Annotated in this window: 12 protein-coding genes; 6 read left to right on the plus strand and 6 right to left on the minus strand. The window is 74.7% G+C overall.

Going from position 1 to position 17,941, the window contains the following annotated elements:
• Positions 1 to 46 precede the first annotated feature (46 nt).
• The 4 genes from ABT006_RS29770 to ABT006_RS29785 form a co-directional block, all read right to left on the minus strand.
• On the minus strand, positions 47 to 448 hold the full coding sequence (locus ABT006_RS29770; protein WP_350711750.1) for a DUF2267 domain-containing protein: 402 nt from the start codon (positions 446 to 448) through the stop codon (positions 47 to 49).
• 141 nt (positions 449 to 589) lie between these two features.
• Complete coding sequence (locus tag ABT006_RS29775; protein WP_350711752.1) at positions 590 to 4,000, minus strand: eCIS core domain-containing protein; 3,411 nt, start codon at positions 3,998 to 4,000, stop codon at positions 590 to 592.
• A gap of 3 nt (positions 4,001 to 4,003) precedes the next feature.
• Positions 4,004 to 4,849, minus strand: coding sequence for a LamG-like jellyroll fold domain-containing protein (locus ABT006_RS29780; protein WP_350711754.1), 846 nt, complete (start codon positions 4,847 to 4,849; stop codon positions 4,004 to 4,006).
• A gap of 30 nt (positions 4,850 to 4,879) precedes the next feature.
• Positions 4,880 to 5,278: a hypothetical protein gene (locus ABT006_RS29785; protein ID WP_350711756.1), complete on the minus strand. Its 399-nt coding sequence runs from the start codon at positions 5,276 to 5,278 to the stop codon at positions 4,880 to 4,882.
• 191 nt (positions 5,279 to 5,469) lie between these two features.
• Between ABT006_RS29785 and ABT006_RS29790 the strand changes: the two genes are divergently transcribed.
• From ABT006_RS29790 to ABT006_RS29815, 6 genes are read left to right on the plus strand one after another with little or no spacing between them, the layout of a single operon-like run.
• Complete coding sequence (locus ABT006_RS29790) at positions 5,470 to 7,005, plus strand: phage tail sheath family protein (protein ID WP_350711757.1); 1,536 nt, start codon at positions 5,470 to 5,472, stop codon at positions 7,003 to 7,005.
• A 9-nt stretch (positions 7,006 to 7,014) separates the two neighbouring features.
• Positions 7,015 to 7,536, plus strand: coding sequence for a phage tail protein (locus ABT006_RS29795; RefSeq protein WP_350711759.1), 522 nt, complete (start codon positions 7,015 to 7,017; stop codon positions 7,534 to 7,536).
• Between the two features lie 43 nt (positions 7,537 to 7,579).
• Positions 7,580 to 8,299, plus strand: a complete 720-nt coding sequence (locus tag ABT006_RS29800; RefSeq protein ID WP_350711760.1) for a hypothetical protein — start codon at positions 7,580 to 7,582, stop codon at positions 8,297 to 8,299.
• Positions 8,296 to 9,666, plus strand: a complete 1,371-nt coding sequence (locus ABT006_RS29805) for a hypothetical protein (protein ID WP_350711762.1) — start codon at positions 8,296 to 8,298, stop codon at positions 9,664 to 9,666. Before ABT006_RS29800 ends, ABT006_RS29805 begins: the two co-directional genes overlap by 4 nt.
• Positions 9,663 to 10,919 carry a Pvc16 family protein gene (locus ABT006_RS29810; RefSeq protein WP_350711763.1) on the plus strand — a complete coding sequence of 419 codons (1,257 nt, stop codon included), beginning with the start codon at positions 9,663 to 9,665 and terminating at the stop codon, positions 10,917 to 10,919. Before ABT006_RS29805 ends, ABT006_RS29810 begins: the two co-directional genes overlap by 4 nt.
• Complete coding sequence (locus ABT006_RS29815; protein WP_350711765.1) at positions 10,916 to 12,793, plus strand: ATP-binding protein; 1,878 nt, start codon at positions 10,916 to 10,918, stop codon at positions 12,791 to 12,793. The genes ABT006_RS29810 and ABT006_RS29815 overlap by 4 nt, the downstream gene beginning before the upstream one ends.
• Positions 12,794 to 12,838: 45 nt before the next feature.
• On the opposite strand, the gene ABT006_RS29820 is transcribed toward ABT006_RS29815, so the two are convergent.
• Positions 12,839 to 14,752, minus strand: a complete 1,914-nt coding sequence (locus ABT006_RS29820) for a WD40 repeat domain-containing protein (protein WP_350711767.1) — start codon at positions 14,750 to 14,752, stop codon at positions 12,839 to 12,841.
• Between the two features lie 132 nt (positions 14,753 to 14,884).
• The gene (locus tag ABT006_RS29825; protein WP_350711768.1) at positions 14,885 to 17,941 is read right to left on the minus strand and encodes a DUF6519 domain-containing protein; all 3,057 of its coding nucleotides are present in this window, start codon (positions 17,939 to 17,941) and stop codon (positions 14,885 to 14,887) included.

The raw sequence follows: 17,941 nt of genomic DNA on the forward strand, positions 1-17,941 counted from the left end.
GGGCCGTGGGCCGGTTCGCCGCGCTCGTGGTCGACCCGGTTCGCCGCTAACGGCCGCGCCCGCCGTCGTATCTCCCCGCCGAGTCGGTGAGTTCCCAGAACTCGGCGGGGAGATGGGTGATGACGTCGTCGTAGTCGCCGGGCGGGATGGCCCCGCGGAGGGTGTCGAACACCGCCCGCATGCCGGCCTTCGCGGTCGTCCCGTCGACGTCGGCCCGTCCGCTGACCTGCTGGACGAACGCGTCGACCCCGAAGCGCTGTGCCTTGTCCCTGGGCGCGAACGCGTAGGCCCGCAACTCGTCGGGTAGCCGGGCGGAGAGGTCGCGCGCCTCGCCCCCGTCGATCCGCTCCGCCAGGGTCGTGAGCGTGGCGCGCGTGATGGCGGTGGCCTGCTCGGGCGACGTGCGCAGGCGTTTCGCCACCGAGTCGATGAACTCGCTGTTGTCCACCTTCCGGGCCTCCCTCTCCGACGGGTAGCAGCGTCTACCCGGGTGCCGGCGCGGCAAACGGCCGGGCCCGGCGCGCCGCCGAACGAGCCGCCCGGCGTGGCCGGGGTCCACCGAATCCCGGTCGGCGGGCCGGCCGGCTCCTCAGCGCCCGCGGACGGTCGCCTCGATCCAATTCTGGATCGTCCTGGTCAACGTCGCGTCCCGGGCCGTCCAGGTGGCGACGACGTCGGGACCGTAGAAGGTCGACGACTGCCGCCACGCCGCCCAGCTACGCTCACCCTTGGAGCTGTTCGCGGAGGCGTCCATGACGACGAGGTTGTCCCTGCGTACGGCCAGGGCGGCGCGTTCGGTGGCCCTGAGCTTGTCGAAGCCCGTCATCTGGGAGATCCGGTTCAGCGAGACGACGTGGTCCACCTCGAGTCCCTGGGGCGGCGTCCGCAGGGGGCCGACCTGGTCGGTCTTCACCTTCGCCAGCATGTCGGCGCGTTCCCTCGACGCGCCGAAGACCTGCCGCATGCGGATGGTCGGGTCCAGCCGCGCCTGTTCGGCCAGGCGCTCGGCCTTGCCGAGCGCCTCCTCGGCCCGCCGGATCAGGCCCTCGCCGGCCGGCCGGCCGGTCCGCAGGTCGAGGCCGTCGTACTCCGCGAGTTCCTGGTCGATCTCGCGGATCCGTGCCGTGTCCCGGCTGCCCGCCGCCTCCTGGCGCAGGGCAGCCCGCTCGGCCTCCAGTTCTGCTCTCGTCCGCCGCAGCGAGGCGAGCTGCCCGCTGGCGGCCGTGAGGCTGGTTTCGGCCAGGACCTGCTCCTGGGTGGGCGGTCGCCACGCCCTCATGTCCTTCAGCAGCGCCGCGAACGCCTCCTCGTCGGGCCGCTCGGCGGCGAGCCGGTCGACGTACCGCAGGATCGTCGCCTCGTCCATCCGGCGCCGCTCACCGGTGCTGATGATCCGCCGCACCCGGCGGAACGCGGCGGTGATCTCGGCGCGGCCGGCGCGGGTCACCTTCGTCACGTCGCCCATGAGTTCGAGCATCCGGGCGTCCCGGCGCAGGTCGGCGACCGTCTGTACGCCTCTGCGCGCGGCGTAGTACATGACCTTGACCAGCGGCCACGGGTCGGCGAGGCCGCCGGAACCCAGCAACCGGCCGGCGGCCTCGCCGACCGCCCTGCGGAAGCCGAGTTCCGCCGCCGCGCGCGCCTTGAGCGCGTCCTTGAGTTCCCGGTTCAACCCCTCGGCCGCCTCGATCTTCGCGGTGAGCGTCCTGAGCCGGGCGGCGGCCGACTCCGTGTCGGACGCGGCGGCGAACTCGCGCAGCGGCGCTTCGAGCGACGAGAGGCCCTTCGCCGACATCCTGAGCAGCGTGGCCGTCGTCACGCCCAACTCGAAGGCCGCGGAGGCGACCGCGATGCCGACCCAGACCAGCGACGGTTCCTCCTGGATGAACGACAGCCGGTACTCGACGGCCTGCCGCTGGTACTCCCGGACCGCCTCCAGGGCCTGGTACGCACTGAGCGTGGTGCCCCCGATCAGCGCTGCCGCGGCGACCCACCCGCCGCCGGGCACGAGGGCGGCGAGCACGAGGGCGATGACGCCGAGGACGACCGTGGAGAACAGGTGCGCCGACTGCGTCGCCGCGACGGTGTCCCGGACGATCCAGGCATGGATCGTGCCGTCGCCGATCCCCTGGCTCTTCTTCGTGGCCTCGACCAGATCGGGCAGGCTGAAGATCCGCTCGGGGTCGGCGGTGAACTCTCCGCGGGCCTTCGCCGTGTCGGCCAGCCGTTCCTCGACGACGTCGAGCAGGTACTGCCGCGCGGCGGGGGCGTCGAGCCCCGCGAGCCTCTCCCGGTCGGTGCCCCGGCCCAGCTTCTCGGGGTCGACGAGCGGGTCCCCGCCGGAGCCGGCGACCACCGCCGTGCTGGCCGACGCCCGCAGCGTCCGGGCCTCCGCCTCGTACCGCTCCGCCTCCGGCCGGGCCCGGTTCCGTTCGGCGGCGGACTCCGCACCGGCCCGGGTCGTCCGGGCCAGCGACTCCTTGGCGGCCGCGGCGCGGTAGTCGGTGCGCGCCGTCGTCCTGGCGATGCCGGCGACCATCGTCTGGACGTAGCCGGTGCTCCGCAGCTTCCGGCGTTCCTCGTGGAGCTGATGGTCGTACCGGGCCAGCACGTCCAGCGCGATGGCGACCGCCTCCGCCCGGAACCGCACCCGGTAGGTCTCCACGGCGGCGGCGAACTCCGCCTCGTCGGCGAAGCCGTGCCGGGCCAGGGCGGCGTCGAACTCCACGTTGAGCCTGTCCAGTTCGGCGATCGGCCCGCTCTGGTGCGCGGCGCCGGCCGACGCCTGGATGACCCTCCTGCGCTGGTCGTTGCGGCGTTCCCGGAGCCGGTACAGGTCCTCGCACCCGAAGAGGGTGGCCTCGGCGGCCTCGGTCCGCGCCGTCTCGGTCTCGCGGACCTGCTGGTCGAGCAGGTACCGCTCGATGGAGGCGTCGAGTTCCGCCCAGGTCGTCGCCGCGGCGGCCGTGCTCCGGTAGTCCGCCCGTTGCGCCGTCGTCAGGCCGCTCAGCTTGTGCGCCAGCGCGAGGACCGTGGCGTAGTCCTCCGGGGCCAGCGGCCGGTCGCCGGAGAGGAGGATCTGCCGGACGTCCTCGGGCAGCTCGGCGAACTGGCGGCGCTGCTCGCGCTCCCGTACGACGTCGGCCCGCACCCCCAGCCACCGCCGGCGCAGGACGGCGTCGCCCGGGCCGGTGCCGAGCTTCGTGCCGGGCGCGATCTCGTTCTCCCGCCAGAACCGCACGTCCGTCTCCGTGTCGACCTCGGCCCGTTCGGCCTCGGAGAGCTGTTCCATCGCCGCCTGCGTCACGTCGACCACGGAGAGCACGATGACGCCACGGCGGACGTCCTCGGCGGTCGCCGCCCGCCCACCGGCGGTGTCGAAGTGCCACAGCGGAAGGCGCCGGTCGACCTCCTGCTCGTTGCTGGTGCCGTAGTACTGCCGGACGAACTCGCGGAGCAGTTCCGGCGGCGACATGACCCGGGTCACCCGGAGCCGGAACGGACGCGCGGTGTGTCGACCGGCCGGTTGCGGCGTCTCGGGCTTGAGGTGGAGCCGGCCCCGGCCGTCGCCCCGGGCCTGCTGCGCCACGTGCGCCAACTCGTGCGCGAGGAGGCGCCGCCCGGCGTCCGACCCGGGCGGCGCCCCGTCGCCGAGGACGACGTGCCGACCTGCGGTGTACGCCGCGGCGCCCAGCGCCGCCGCCGACGCGGCCGCCTCCCGCCCGGCGTGCACCCGGACCTGGCCCAGGTCCCAGCCCAGCCGGGGTTCCATCGTCGCCCGCGTCGCGGCGTCCAGCGCGGCGCCGGTGGAACCGAGCGGGACCGCCGGCCCGTCGAGGTGCCGCATCGGGCGGACCGGGCCGGCGGCGCCGGTGGAGCGCCGGTCGGCAAACCGGTCGGCCTCCGACTCCAGGCCCGGGTCGGGTGTCACGGCCGGCGGGACGGGACGGCGCCGCACTGTCGGTGCCTCGGTGCGGTCGGGGCCGTCGTGCGTGCGCATCCGTCAGGCATCCCCGGTGCGGTCGGCCGCCTCGGTCCGGGCCGGCACGGTGGCGGACGCCGACGTCCGGGAGACCATGGCGCGGTGGTGCGCCATGATCCGGGCGTCCGGCAGCGCGCCGTAGACGGCCAGCTTTCCGATCGCGCCCCGGAAGTACGACCGGTGGTCCCTGGTCGCGATCCGCAGCGGGGCGGGGCCGCCGCTGGGGATGACGCGGTACGGGGGCCCGAGGGTGTCGCCGTCCACGGGTACCCCGTTGCGGTAGAGGCGGACGGTGCCCCAGCCGTCCCGGCCCACGTCGACGGTGTCGATCTTCAGGACGTAGTGGAACCAGTCGCCGGCCCGCAGCGGCGGGACGGTCCCGCCGACGGTCCGCATCCCGCCCTGCCAGTACGAACCGGCGCCGAGCCCGCCGGCGGAGTTGAAGACGTATCCCGAGACGCGGTTCGGGCGCGCCGCCGAGGACCGTGAGTACATCCGGGCGGCGTACTCGTGGCGGCCGGCGGTGCCCTTGCCGATGAAGTGGACGTACGGGCCGTCGGGGGAGGGTTGCGCCCCGGGCTGCTCGAGCGCGTCCGGCCGGACCCAGGCCTCGAGGACCAGGATGCCGCCGAGACCGGGCACGGAGAGGTCGTCGGCGTCGGCGATCTCGGCGTACTGCGCCACGCCGTCGAACACGGTCACGGTGTCGCCGTTGGGCAGGGCGCCGGTGGCGGGCGCACCGACGTAGCGGAGCGTGTGGCCCCGGCCGGCGAGGTCGGTGCCCGAAACGCCGTCGACGCCGACGTAGACGACGGGGTCGTCGGCGAGGACCGCCTCGTCGTACGCGGAGCGGGCGCCGGATGCCATCCGATGGACGGTGTCGGGGTGGGCCGGGGCTCAGGTCGACGGCTGGTCGAGGCAGGCCAGCATCTCGACCAGCACGCTCCGCTCTCCCCGGTTGGCCAACGCGAGCGTGCGGGGTCCCCCGTCGACCAGGGCGTCGAGGGCGGTGGCGTTGGCGACCAGCAGGTGACCGGAGACGGAGAGCTTGTCCCCGCTGGCTTCGCCGCTCTTGGGCGTGACCTCGACGACGGCGCTCTTGCCGGCCCCGTCGACGGCCCGGACGGCCAGCAGCAGGGGTGTCCCGCCCGCCGGCAGCAGTGCGACCTCCTGGCTGTCGCCGGGCTCCAGGTCCACCGTGGCGAAGGCGTACGACGCCGGGTCCACCGTCGTCGCGACGGACACCGCGGGCCCGCCACGGACCTGCACCGACGTCGACACCGCCACCTTGACCATCCGGGAACCCCTCGACTCGATCCGACCTCGTACGACCACCGTGGCGTGTCCCCATCACCCGGGCGTCACCGCGCGGTCACCGTGGCGGTCGCCGGCCCCCGGCCCGGTCCCTGACGAGCCGTTGACGACGTGGTGACGGTGTCCGGGCAGCGTGTCGGGCGACAGCGTTCGTCGAGGCGAAGGAGCGGGCCATGCTGTTGCCGGCCATGCCGTACCCCGGGGTGCACCTGGTCGAGCTGCCCGGCGGCAGCCGCACCATCACCGGGGTCGCGACGGCGATCACCGCCTTCGTCGGCAGCGCCGACCGGGGGCCGGTCGACGAGCCGGTGCTGGTGCAGAGCTGGTCCGAGTTCGAGCGGACGTTCGGCGGCATCCGGCGCCATCGCGGCCTGGGGTACGCGGTTCGCGACTTCTTCCGCAACGGCGGCGGCAACGCCCTGGTGGTGCGCCTCGCCGGCGGCGCCCGACCGGCGCTCGTCCGGGCCGACACCCTGGTGCTGGCGGCGTACGGGCCCGGTGCATGGGGCAACGACCTGACGGTCGAGATCACGCATCCGGACCCGGCCGACGCCCAGGACGTGGCCGCCGGCCAGGGGGTCGAGCCCGGCGACCTGTTCCACCTGACGATCCGGGAGGTACGGGCGGGCACCGAACGGGCCGTGGAGCGCTTCCTCAACGTGACGACGACCGACGGCCCGCGTCAGGTCGGCCTGGTCCTCGAGGGGTCCCGGTTGATGCGGGCGGGCACGCCGCTGCCGGCGGATCGACCGGCGCCCGGCACGTACGAGGTGGAGGCGGCCGACCAGGGTGCGGACAGCGGGACCCTGACGGCGGACGACTACCTCCCCGGCCCGGACGACGCCGGGTCGGGCATCTACGCGTTGCAGGCGGCGGACCTGTTCAACCTGCTGTGTCTGCCACCTCCGACGCCGGCCGGGTCGCTGCCCCCTCGGGTCTGGGCCGACGCGCTCGCGTTCTGCGTCGAACGGGACGCGGTGCTGCTGGTGGACCCGCCCGCGGACAGGACCGTCGACACGGTGGCCGACTGGGCATCCGCCGCGCTCCCGCAGGGCGTGCAGAACCGCAACGCCGCGCTGTACTTCCCGCGGCTGCGGCAGCCCGATCCGGCCCGGGGCGGCACGGTCGCGGAGTTCGCCGCGTGCGGTGCGGTCGCCGGGGTGATGGCCCGCACCGACGCCACCCGGGGCGTGTGGAAGGCGCCGGCGGGCATCGACGCCAGCCTGGCGGCGAGCGGGCTGGCCGTGCCGCTGACCGACGGGGAGAACGGCCGGCTCAACCCGCTCGGGGTCAACTGCCTGCGGAGCTTCCGGGACGTCGGCACGGTGGTGTGGGGGGCGCGGACGATGCGCGGCGCGGACGCCCTGGCCGACGAGTACCGCTACCTGCCGGTGCGACGGCTGGCGCTGTTCCTGAAAGCCAGCCTGTACCGGGGCACGCAGTGGGTCGTGTTCGAGCCGAACGACGCGCCGTTGTGGGGGCAGATCCGGATGTCCGTCGGCGCCTTCATGCAGGACCTGTTCCGGCAGGGCGCGTTCCAGGGCGGCAGCCCGCGGGACGCGTACTTCGTCAAGTGCGACGCGGAAACCACCACGCAGTACGACATCGACCGCGGGATGGTCAACATCCTGGTCGGGTTCGCGCCGGTGAAGCCGGCGGAGTTCGTGATCATCGGTCTTCAGCAGAAGACGTCGGACGCGGCGGCCTAGGAGGAGAAGATGGCCGAGTTCACGGTCAACCCCACCCGCTTCGACCCGTACAAGAACTTCAAGTTCCGGGTGCGCTGGGAGGGGCGGTATGTGGCCGGGGTGAGCAAGGTGGGCGCCCTCAAACGCACGACGGAGGTCGTGCGCCACCGCCACGGGGGCGACCCCAGCAGCAGCCGCAAGTCGCCCGGCCGCACCGAGTACGAGGCGATCGTGCTCGAGCGGGGCGTCACGCACGACACCGACTTCGAGCAGTGGGCGAACAAGGTCTGGAACTGGGGCTCCGGGCCGGGCTCCGAGACGTCCCTCAAGGACTTCCGCCGCGACATGATCATCGAGGTCTACAACGAGGCCGGACAGCTGGCGATCGCCTACAAGGTGTACCGCTGCTGGGTCTCGGAGTTCCAGGCCCTGCCCGACCTGGACGCCAACGCCAACGCGGTGGCCATTCAGACGATCCGGCTGGAGAACGAGGGCTGGGAACGTGACCAGGCCGTCAGCGAACCCGTCGAGCCGACCCTCGCCGTGTCGTGACGGGCCCCGCGGGCTGCCGACCCTGTCGGGCGAGGGAGGTGTGGTGCGGGTCCTCGCCGAGCCGGCGGTCCTGCTGACCGCGTGGGAGGAGGCGGTCGCCGTCCCGGCCGCCGCGCGTGCCGCCGTACTCGTCCACCGGGCCGGGCTCGCCCCGGACCTGGACGCCGCGCTGGATCTCAGCATCGGGCAGTGCGCCGCCCTGGCGCTGGCCGCCCACGCGGCGGCCTTCGGTCGGGACGTGGACGTCGTGTTTCCCTGCACGTCCTGTGGGGCGCGGCTGGAGGCCGAGCTCCACCTCCCGGATCCGGCCGAGACGGACCCTCGGGCACTCGTCGGCGTCGTCCACCCCGACCGGGTGGACGACCTCACCGTGCACCCCCTGACCATCCGCGACCTGCTCGCCGCCGCCACCGGCGCCGACGGCCGCGCCCTGCTGTTCTCCCGGTGCGTCCGGCGCGCCGACGGCACCTCCGCCGTGCCGACCGAGCTGTCGCCCGCGCAGCGGGAGGCCGTCGACGCCGCCGCCGACCGGCTGGCCGGCTTCGCGGCGCTCGCGCTGCGCATGACATGCCCATCGTGCGGGGACGACGTCCGGGTCGCACTCGATCCGGACGCGCTGCTGTGGGACCAGGTCGACGCCGCCGCGCCCGCGCTGCTGGACGAGGTGGCCACCCTCGCCCGCGCCTTCGGCTGGGACGAGGCCACCGTGCTGGCCCTCTCCCCGGCCCGGCGCGGGGCCTACCTGGAGCGCGCGGCGCGATGAGCGGGTTCTTCGACCGGATGGCCGCCCGGGCCCGGGGCCACGAACCACGGGTGTCGCTGCGCCGCCGGTCCCGGTTCGAAGGCCCCGACACCGCCACCGGGGTCGACTGGCTGTCGCCGGCCGTGGCGGAGACCTCGACGGCCGGCCCCGGACCGGCCGGCCCCGCCCGGCCCGCGCCCGCCGGGGAGCACGTCCCGCGGGTGACGCCACCGCCATCTCCGGTCGACCGGCCGGACCCCGTGACCCCGTACCCGGCGGTCGATTCGCGCAGCACGGCCGACGCGGTGCCGGCTCCGGCCGACCCGGCGGCGGGGCAGGCCGCCGAACGGCCCGGGTTGCCGCCGCCCGCCGCGCCGGCCCCGGCCGTGGTGGGCGAGGAGGCGGCGGCCGTGGCGCCGCCACCGGCCCGGCCCGGCCCCCGACGACCGGCACCCCGGTCACCGGCACCGCGGGTCGCGGCGGACGGACCGACCGGCCCCCCGGCAGACCCGACCCCTGCCGGGAACGCGACCGGCATCGCCGCCGACGCCACGGACGAGCGTGACGACCACCGTCCGCAGGCGGGCACCGTCCGCGCGGTCGGCACCCCGCTCGCCCCGGTTCCCGAGCCGCCGCTTCCCGCCGGCGGGTCGCCGGGCGGTCCGCCCCGGCGGGGGTCGCCGGGGGACGCGGCGACCCCGGTGGTCGTGCGCCCGGCGGCCACGCCGCCCGCCGGCACCGGTCGGCCGGTCCCCGCCGCACCGGCCGCACCGGCCGGTCCCGCCCTGGTGCCCGGTGACACACCGGCGGCCGGCGCCACCTTCCGGCCTGGCCGGCGCACCTCCCCGGGACCGGCCGGCCCCGGCGGGAGGGACGACGCCGCCCCGGTCGGTCCGGGTCGACCGCCGGCGCGCCGCGACCCGTCGGCGACCAACGGCACCCCGACCGCGGGCGCGTCGCGGGACGACACCGTCCCGGACCTGCTCGACCTCGTCCGTGACCACGTCGTGCCGGCACTGCGCGAGCAGGGCGTCGTCGCCGCCGGCGAACGCGTCGACGTCCGGGCCGCCCACCAGCCCGGGACGACGCCGCCCCCGCCGGGCCGGGTGCAGGTCGTGGTGGACCGCCGCCGGGTCACTTCCGCCGCTCCCGCGCCGCCCCCCGACGCGGGGGCCGGCACCGCCGGGGCGGGGGTCGCGGGCGTCCCGGACGGCGCGGAGAGCCACCGCCAGGCGTACGGCGACGGCCGGGCTGCCCGCCGCGACGTCCACGTGCACATCGACCGGGTGGAGGTGATCCGGTCCGCGCCAGCAATCCCGCCCACGCCCCCCGCCACCCCCCGCGCCGACCTCGACAGGTATCTCGCCCGCCGCCGGGAGGACCGATGAGCAACGCCCTGGCGATCGCCGCCGTCACCTCGACCCTGCGGTACGTCCTCGACCGCGCGCTGCAACGCCCGCATCCCGGGCCGGTCGGCGGGGCCAGGGTCACCACCCTGCGGCCGGACCGCCTCGGCAGCTCCGCGCTCGTCCAGCCCAAGGGCATCAACCTCTTCCTGTTCCAGGTGACGCCGAACCCCGCCGGCGCTGTCGCGAACCTGCCCACCCGGCGTGCCGACGGGTCGCCGCACCGCCGTCCCGTGTCCGCGCTGAACCTGCACTACCTGGTCACCTGCCACGGGGAGGACCCGTCCCTGGACGGACAGCGGCTGCTCGGCACGGCCGTCACGGCACTCTCCCTGACCCCGGTCCTGACCCGGGAGATCATCAGGGCAGCGGTCGACGCCTACGACGGCGCCGACGAGACGGCCTTCCTCGTGGACACCGACCTCGCCGACCAGATCGAGCCGGTGAAGGTGTCGCCCGCGCCGCTCAGCACGGAGGAGATGTCCCGGCTGTGGTCGGTCTTCCCCCAGACGCCCTACCTGCTGTCCGTGGCCTACCAGGCGACCGTCGTCCTGCTGGAGGCGGTGGCGACGCCGCGCACCGCGCTGCCGGTGGACCGGCGCACCGTGTCCCTGTCCGCCGGGGGCTCACCGCGTCTGGTCACCGTCGGCCCCGAGGTGCCGGGCAGCGCGGTGACCACCGGCAGCGGCGTGGTCCTGCGCGGCGTACGCCTGTTGGGCCCGACCACCCAGGTCCGGATCGGGCCGGCCCGGCTCGCCCCGGCGGACGGCGCCACGCCCTCGGCGCTGCGGGTGGTGCTGGACCGGACCGTACCCGCCGGGCGGCACGCCGTGCGGGTGCTGCACCTGACCCGGCCCGACACGTCGGGCGAGCCGTCCCGGGTCGTCGCGTCCTCCAACGCCGGACCGGTCACGGTGGTGCCGGTCGTACGGAACGTCACGGTCGACGCCGAGCGGATCACCCTCGCGGTCGATCCGCCGCTGGTCGCCGGGCAGCGCGCGGCGGTGTCGTTGTCGCGCCTGGTGGGTGCCCCCGCATCCGCCCCGGACACGGTGAGCGTCGCGCTGCCGCCGGTCGCCGCGGACGCGGCACCCGTCGCCCGGCTGGACGTGCCCCGGCGGGACGTCCCGGACGGACAGTGGCTGGTGCGCGTCCGGGTGGACGACGTCGAGAGCCTGCCGGAACGCGTCGACGGCGTCTACCGCGCGCCCTCGATCACCCTGCCGGTCCCGTGAGCGCACCCGACGGCGGGTGGGTGGACGCCAACCGCGACCACCTGGTCGCCGAACTCGACGTGCTGCGACTGGCGGTACGCCCCGACGCCACCCCGGCCGACCACCGGCGGGCCGAGGAGAGGCTGGCCGAGGCGGGCCGGCGGCTGGCCGGACCCGGCACGCTGGACCAGGTGGCGGTCGGGTTCGGCCTGACGCCGTTCGAGCGCGCGGTCCTGCTGCTGGCCGCCGGTCCGGAGCTGGTCTCGGCGGTCGCCGACGAACTCACCACGGCCTGCGGCCGGCCGGCGTTGACCTTCGGCGCGGCGCTGTCCCGGCTGCCCCAGCCGCACTGGAGCGCACTGGTGCCCTCCGCGCCGTTGCGGGCGTGGGGGCTGCTGCGGCTCGCCGACCCCTCGTCGCCGACCCGCAGCCCGCTGGTGGTCGACGAACGGATCCTGCACCACCTGGCCGGCGCCGGTGACCTCGACGCCGAACTCGCCCGGGTGGCCCGCACCGTCGAGGCCCACCCGGAGCTGCCGGGCCCGTGGCAGGCCGTCGTCGAGCGCCTCGTCGGCGCCTGGGGCCGACGCCGGTCGGTGCTGTTGTGCGGCCCGCAACCGGCGAACCTACGGGTGGTGGCCGCGGTGGCGGCCGAGCGCGCCGGGTCGCGGCTGCTGCTGGTGCCCGCCGTCGACCTGCCGGTGGAGGCGGCCGAGCGGTGGCGGACGCTGCGGCTGATGGCGCGCGAGACGGTGCTGACCGGCTGTGCCTGGGCCGTCGACCTCACCGACGCCGGCCTCCCGGCGGGGGAGGACGCCGTCCGCGTGCTGCCGGGACTGGGCGCGCCGGTCGTGCTGCTCGCCGGTGAGGAGACGGTGTTGCCCGACCACGACCTCGTCCGGTTGACCCTCGCCCGGCTGGACGTCGCCGACCGCCGCCGCGTGTTCGCCGCCGCGCTGCGTCGGGTCGGCGCGCCGGCCGGGGCGGCGGCCGAGGCGGCCGGCGTCTTCGACCTCTCCCTGGCCGACGTCGACACCGCGGCGTCCGACGCCGCCCGGGGCACCCCGCTGTGGCAGGCGTGCCGGGCCCGGGTACGACCGTCCTTCGGCGTGCTGACCCACCTCCGCCAGCCGCGGGCCACCTGGGACGACCTGGTGCTACCGCCGACCCAGCTCGCGCAGTTGCGGGCGCTGACCGCGTCGGTCAGGTTCCGCACCCTGGTCTTCGACGACTGGGGCTTCGCGCGGCGGACGGCCCGGGATCTGGGCACGACCGCGCTCTTCGTCGGCCCGAGCGGGACGGGGAAGAGCCTGGCGGCCGAGGTGGTCGCGGGCGACCTCGGGCTCGACCTGGTCACCGTGGACCTCAGCCAGGTGGTCAGCAAGTACGTCGGCGAGACCGAGAAGAACCTGCGGCGGCTCTTCGCCGCCGCGGAGGACAGCGCGGCGGTCCTGCTCTTCGACGAGGCCGACACGCTCTTCGGCAAGCGCACCGAGGTACGCGACAGCCACGACCGGTACGCCAACCTGGAGGTCGGCTACCTGCTGCACCGGCTGGAGTCCTTCCGGGGACTGGCTGTCCTGACCAGCAACGCCCGTTCCGCGATCGACCACGCGTTCGTCCGGCGGCTCAGGACCGTGGTGACCTTCCCGTACCCGGACGCCGGCATGCGGGAGGCGTTGTGGCGTGCCGCGTTTCCCACGGCGACCCCGGTGGCCGACCTCGATCCGGCGGACCTGGCGCGCGCGGACCTGACCGGCGGCGGCATCGCGGCCGTCGCCCTGTCCGCCGCCTACCTCGCGGCGGGCGAGCAGAGCGCGGTCACGGCCGCACACGTGCGCCTGGCCACCCGATGGGAGTTGGCCAAGTCGGGCCGGTCCGCCGTCGACGGATGACGGATTTCCCGACGGGTCGGTGTCGGGCCCGGGGGCGATCCCCGGTCAGCCGAACTGGACGGCGTCGAGATCGTAGACCCGGGTAGCCTCACCGGAGCCCGTCTGGTTGTTGGCGGTGCACCGGGCCGCGAGATGACGCCCGTCCGCACTCCACGACACCGCGAGCGCGGGTGCCGCGCCGAGCCGGAAACGGCGGGCACCCGTCGCGGCCTCGACAACCTGCACCTCCCTGTGCACCACTGCCAGCCATCTGCCGTCGGGGCTGAACACCGCGGGGCCGGACGACTCCACCCGGTACCGCTCGCTGCCGGTGGCGGCGTCGAACACCAAGCCTCCGATGGCGATCAACCGCGAGTCGTGGCTCCACGCGGCGTGGGAGGCGGGGTTGCCCTCGAGCAGCGCGCTGACCTGGTTTCCGGTGCCGGCGTCGAACAGGTACGCACCGTTGTCGGTGCCCACCAGCATCCGCTCGCCGTTTGGGCTCAGCGCGGACGCCCGGACGTTGAACACCTCGGCGGCGCGGGATCGGACGTCACCCGTGCGGCCGTCGTGGACCGACAGGCCGTGCGCCAGCCACCGGTCATCGGCACTCCAGTCGAGACGGCGGTACCAGGGGGCGGGGCAGCCCCAGCGCACCTCCCCGTCCTTGGCGCTGCGGACGCTGATGGACGCGTACTCGTAGCCGCCCGGCGTCCGTATGTACGTCATCAACGCGACCCACTGGCTGCTCGGGCTCCAGGCGTAGGTCACGACGCCGGCACCGAGATCGGTGAATCGGCAGCGTTCGGACCCGTCATCGACACTGACGACAACCGTGCCGTCGGTGAGCCACCGCCCGTTGGGGGAGAACGTCCCGCGGGGCAACCGGCACCGGTTGCCGGTGAACGTCTCATAGACCGCTGCGTCGCTCCACGAACCGGTCGCCACCCACTGCCCGTCGGGGCTGAGGTTGAGCAGTTCCGCTTCGGTGCCGACCTCGTGCAGGCCGATGTGGCAGACCTCCCGCACGGTTTCCATGCTGTAGACGCACACCTGTCCACCGTCACCGGCGGCGACGATCTGTGATCCGACCCGGCTGAACACCACCTCCCGTACCGGCTTGTGCTGCTCGAGTTCGCAGCGTTCGGTGCCGGTCGCGGGGTCGAACATCACCGCCCGGTCGGCGCCCGTGGCCACCCACTTTCCGTCCCTGCTCCAGGCCACGGCGAAGGCCGGTCCACCGTGGGTGTATCCGAACAGCCCGGCGCCGGTGGCCGTCTGGAACACCTGGGTGGTGCCGTCCTCGCCGGCGGTGGCCACCCACTGCCCGTCGGGGCTGAAGGCGACGGCGTTGACGGGGCCGGCGTGGGTGGCGCGGCTGACCTCGTGGCCGTCCGCCATGTCGAAGACCCTGGCTGTCGCGTCGTCACCGCCGGTCGCCAGCCACCTGCCGTCCTCGCTCCAGACGACCATGTTCACCGCGTCGTCAAGCGTCAGGCGGTGCCGCTCGGCTCCGGTCGACGCGTCGTGCACCCGCACGGTGCCGTCGTCGCCGGCGGTGGCGATCCACCGATCGTCGAGACTGAGGGCGACGTCGGCGACCGGGCCGTTGTGCGTGACCCGGAAGCGCTCGGCACCCGTCGCCACCTCGAAGACCCGGGCGGTCTCGTCCTCGCTGGCGGTGGCCATCCACCGGCCGTCGCGGCTGACGACGACGGCGTTCACCGCCTTGTCGTGCCTGACCTGGCCGCGTCGGTCACCCGACGCCGCATCGAACACCTCTGCCGCACCGCGACCGGCCAGGGCGACGAATCTGCCGTCACCGCTCACCGCCACGTCGTTCACCGTGGCGATCGCCGTCCCCGCGCGATCGAGACGCGTGAGTGTCCGTCCCGTCCCGACGTCGACGATGTCCGTGAACCCACCCTCGTGGGCCGCGACGAACCAGCGCCCGTCCGGGCTGCACGCCACGGCACTCACCGGGAAACCCGTTTCGTGTACCGCCACCGTCCTGGCAAACCATTTCATCGAACAAGCTCCTGATCTCTGCTGTCGGGCGGTCGTCGTCTGCGCACACGTCTCGCCAGGCCACTGCGGACACGACGCGGCGGGTCACTTCGTCACCATGAACCACTGGGAGTACTGCTGGCCGTTGTTGACGCGTCGAACCGGACCACCCGCGTTGGTGATCGCCCAGCCCTCGACGACCAGCCTTCCCGGGAGCTTGGCGGGACCGGAGGCCGAGCTCAGCTTGCTCGGCAGCTCGTTCGTCAGCCAGGTGCGCAGCTGCGTGTCGGGGGACCACTGGATCACCCTGGAGGTGGCGGTGGTGATGGTCGCCGCCGTCGTGATCTCGAGGGGCCGCCAGAAGCGCAGATTGGCTACGGTGATCCATGGATGCTGCTCGCCGGGGACGGGGAACGGCAGGTCGAAGTAGATGTGGCAGACGGGGTTTCCCACGACGGTGGCGGTGTCGATGTCGGCGTCGAGTTGGATGTGGATGCCCTTGGCGAATTTCGCCGCTGGCACGTCCTGCCCGTTCCGAAGCCCCTCCGGCGTCTCTCCGGCTCCCGCGATGAACGACACGCCGGTGATGGCGATACCGGGCAGGGTCTTCTGCGCGGTGACGGTGACCGGGGCGCGGGTGTCGCCGGGCATGGCCAGGTTCAGGGTGTCGGTGGCCTTGGCGGGGTCGGGTTGCCACCAGAATTCCGCCGCTCCCTGGTCGGAGGTGGTGGCGGTGTCGGTGGCGCCGGGGAAGGTCGCGGGTGGGGTGGTGCCGGTCTTGCGGGCGACGAGGGCGCCGCCGGTGGCGGTGGCGGTGACCTGTTGGTTGGCGACGGGTCCGCAGGGGCTGTCGACGATGACGCGGACGGGTTGGGGGAGGACCTTCTCGCCGGGAGGCAGGTGTTGGCCGTCGCCGCCGAGCAGGCGTAGTTCCTTCCGCTGGGACAGGCGGTTCAGTGCCTCCTTGACGGTGGTGACGCCGTCGAGGGGCGGGCACTGCGCCGGCGGCGTCCACGTGATCGATCCCGCGTCGGTCGCACCTGGCGGCGGGGTGGGCAGGCGTTGCGCGGTGACGGTGACCGGGGCGCGGGTGTCGCCGGGCATGGCCAGGTTCAGGGTGTCGGTGGCCTTGGCGGGGTCGGGTTGCCACCAGAATTCGGCTGCGCCCTTGTCGCTGGTGGTGGCGGTGTCGGTGGCGCCGGGGAAGGTCGCGGGTGGGGTGGTGCCGGTCTTGCGGGCGACGAGGGCGCCGCCGGTGGCGGTGGCGGTGACCTGTTGGTTGGCGACGGGTCCGCAGGGGCTGTCGACGATGACGCGGACGGGTTGGGGGAGGATCTTGTCCTCGGGGCGGAGGTGTTGGCCGTCGCCGCCGAGCAGGCGTAGTTCCTTCCGCTGGGACAGGCGGTCCAGCGCGTCCTTCACCGTGGCGACACCGTCGAGGGTGCCGCAGCTTCCACCTGGTGCCCACCCGACCTCGGACGCCACACTGAGGCGTCCCGTCGCCACGACGGCGGGCGGGGCGGCGGTGGCGACGTCCGGGTCGAGGGCCGCCGTGAGGGTCTGCGTCGTCGCGCCCTGCCGGTCGAGCTTCCAGGTGACCGCGGCGATCCCGTCCCGGTCGGTGGGCACCGACCCCGACACCGCCGTGCCGTCGGGGGTGGCGAGGACCCCGCCGCCCGCGTCGAAGCGCACCCGGGCGCCCTGCACCGGCTGCCCGCTGTTGCGCACCACCACCCGTACCGGTGCGGGAAGCCGCTCACCCGGTCGCGCCTCCTGGCCGTCCCCACCCGCCAGGTCGAGGGTGACCACGTCCCGCGCGACCAGGCTGGAGGTGGGCGGGAAGAGCCGACGGCAGTCGGCGTCGAGGGTCCACCCGTCGGCGGCCCTGGTGAGGACGGCCAGCGCCGCGACGTGGCGGGTCGGGCCGGCCGGCGGGCACGCCTGCGGTGATCCGTCGGCTCCGGTCGGCCAGGTGATGGTGCCGGCGAGGGGGGTCGTCCCGTACACGTGGCGGGCGGTCCGCGCGGGGATCAGCCAATGGTCCCCCGTACGGTAGGTGCCGCCGCCGGGAAAGCGCACGACGATGCCGCCCTCCAGGTCCAGCGGTTCGCTGTCGACCGGGCGCGCCGGCCCCTCCCACCGGCGGACCAGGGGTGCCCGGCCGAGCGCGGCGAGCGACTCGGGTCCGGCGGCGGCGAACCGGACCTGGAGCCGCAACCCCTGCGCCGTCGTCACGGTGGCCAGGAATCCGGGGTGGCCGGCGAGTTCCCGCTCGGCGCTGGTGACCTCGATGGTGTCCTCCCGGCGGATCGACAGCTCCTCGTCGCGGCCCTCCCGGTCGAGGACGAGTTCCGCCGACGTGCCGTCGCCGAGCCAGGTGAGCGCGGTGAGCCCGGCGACGACGCTGCCGTTCTCCCGGGACCACAGGAACGTCGGCCGCGCCGGCGACCCGTCGTGGATCTGCACCCGGTAGAGCTGGTTGTCCAACCGGCGGTACGTGCCGTCGGGAACGTGCGGATCCGGGTCCTGGTCGGACTGGCTGTTCCGCAGTGCCGCCGACATCGTGCCCCGGGCCTCCGTGAACCGTCCCGGTCGGCGGACGTCGTCGCAGCCCTCGCCGATCCCGATGTCGGTCAGCCGCACCCGCCAGGCGGTCTGGGCGCGGGTGGTGGTGTCCAGGCCGCCCAGCGCCGGTTCGCGTAGCGACGGTTCCTCGTCGGCGGTGACGTGGTGGGTCCACGTGTCGAGCAGGGCGGCGTACCGCCCGTCGCCCGTCGGTTCCGGTTGCGCGCCGGCCGGACCCCGGGCGTACGGCTGGGCGTCGAGCGGCCAGCCCACGGTGGCGGCACCGCCCGACGGCGGTGGGACCGGCGACTCGACCAGCACGCCGTCGACGTAGTACCGGCCGGGGGTGATCCGCAGGTCCGCCCACGGGGTCGCCTTGGGGTCGGCGCCAGCCCGGTCGACCACGGCGAACCCGGCCCCGTCGGCCGGGCCGGCGCTGGGACCGACGACGTCGCGGGTGCGGATCTCGTCGTGGTAGGCGGTGATCTCCGCCTGCTCGTTCCAGTCGGCGTCGAGCAGGACGCGCCCCTGTTGCAACAGCACCGAGCGGTAGGCGCGCCGCGGCGCGAAGGTCCAGCGGGTGAAATCTCCCTGCAT

This window comes from Micromonospora sp. NPDC002717, from assembly GCF_040295705.1.
Lineage (GTDB): Bacteria > Actinomycetota > Actinomycetes > Mycobacteriales > Micromonosporaceae > Micromonospora.

Excerpts from the sequence above, each read along its gene's own strand:
- ABT006_RS29775 (WP_350711752.1), bottom strand. The coding sequence starts at position 4,000 with ATGCGCACGCACGACGGCCCCGACCGCACCGAGGCACCGACAGTGCGG.
- ABT006_RS29780 (WP_350711754.1), bottom strand. The coding sequence starts at position 4,849 with ATGGCATCCGGCGCCCGCTCCGCGTACGACGAGGCGGTCCTCGCCGAC.
- ABT006_RS29785 (WP_350711756.1), bottom strand. The coding sequence starts at position 5,278 with ATGGTCAAGGTGGCGGTGTCGACGTCGGTGCAGGTCCGTGGCGGGCCC.
- ABT006_RS29790 (WP_350711757.1), top strand. The coding sequence starts at position 5,470 with ATGCTGTTGCCGGCCATGCCGTACCCCGGGGTGCACCTGGTCGAGCTG.
- ABT006_RS29795 (WP_350711759.1), top strand. The coding sequence starts at position 7,015 with ATGGCCGAGTTCACGGTCAACCCCACCCGCTTCGACCCGTACAAGAAC.
- ABT006_RS29805 (WP_350711762.1), top strand. The coding sequence starts at position 8,296 with ATGAGCGGGTTCTTCGACCGGATGGCCGCCCGGGCCCGGGGCCACGAA.
- ABT006_RS29810 (WP_350711763.1), top strand. The coding sequence starts at position 9,663 with ATGAGCAACGCCCTGGCGATCGCCGCCGTCACCTCGACCCTGCGGTAC.
- ABT006_RS29825 (WP_350711768.1), bottom strand. The coding sequence starts at position 17,941 with ATGCAGGGAGATTTCACCCGCTGGACCTTCGCGCCGCGGCGCGCCTAC.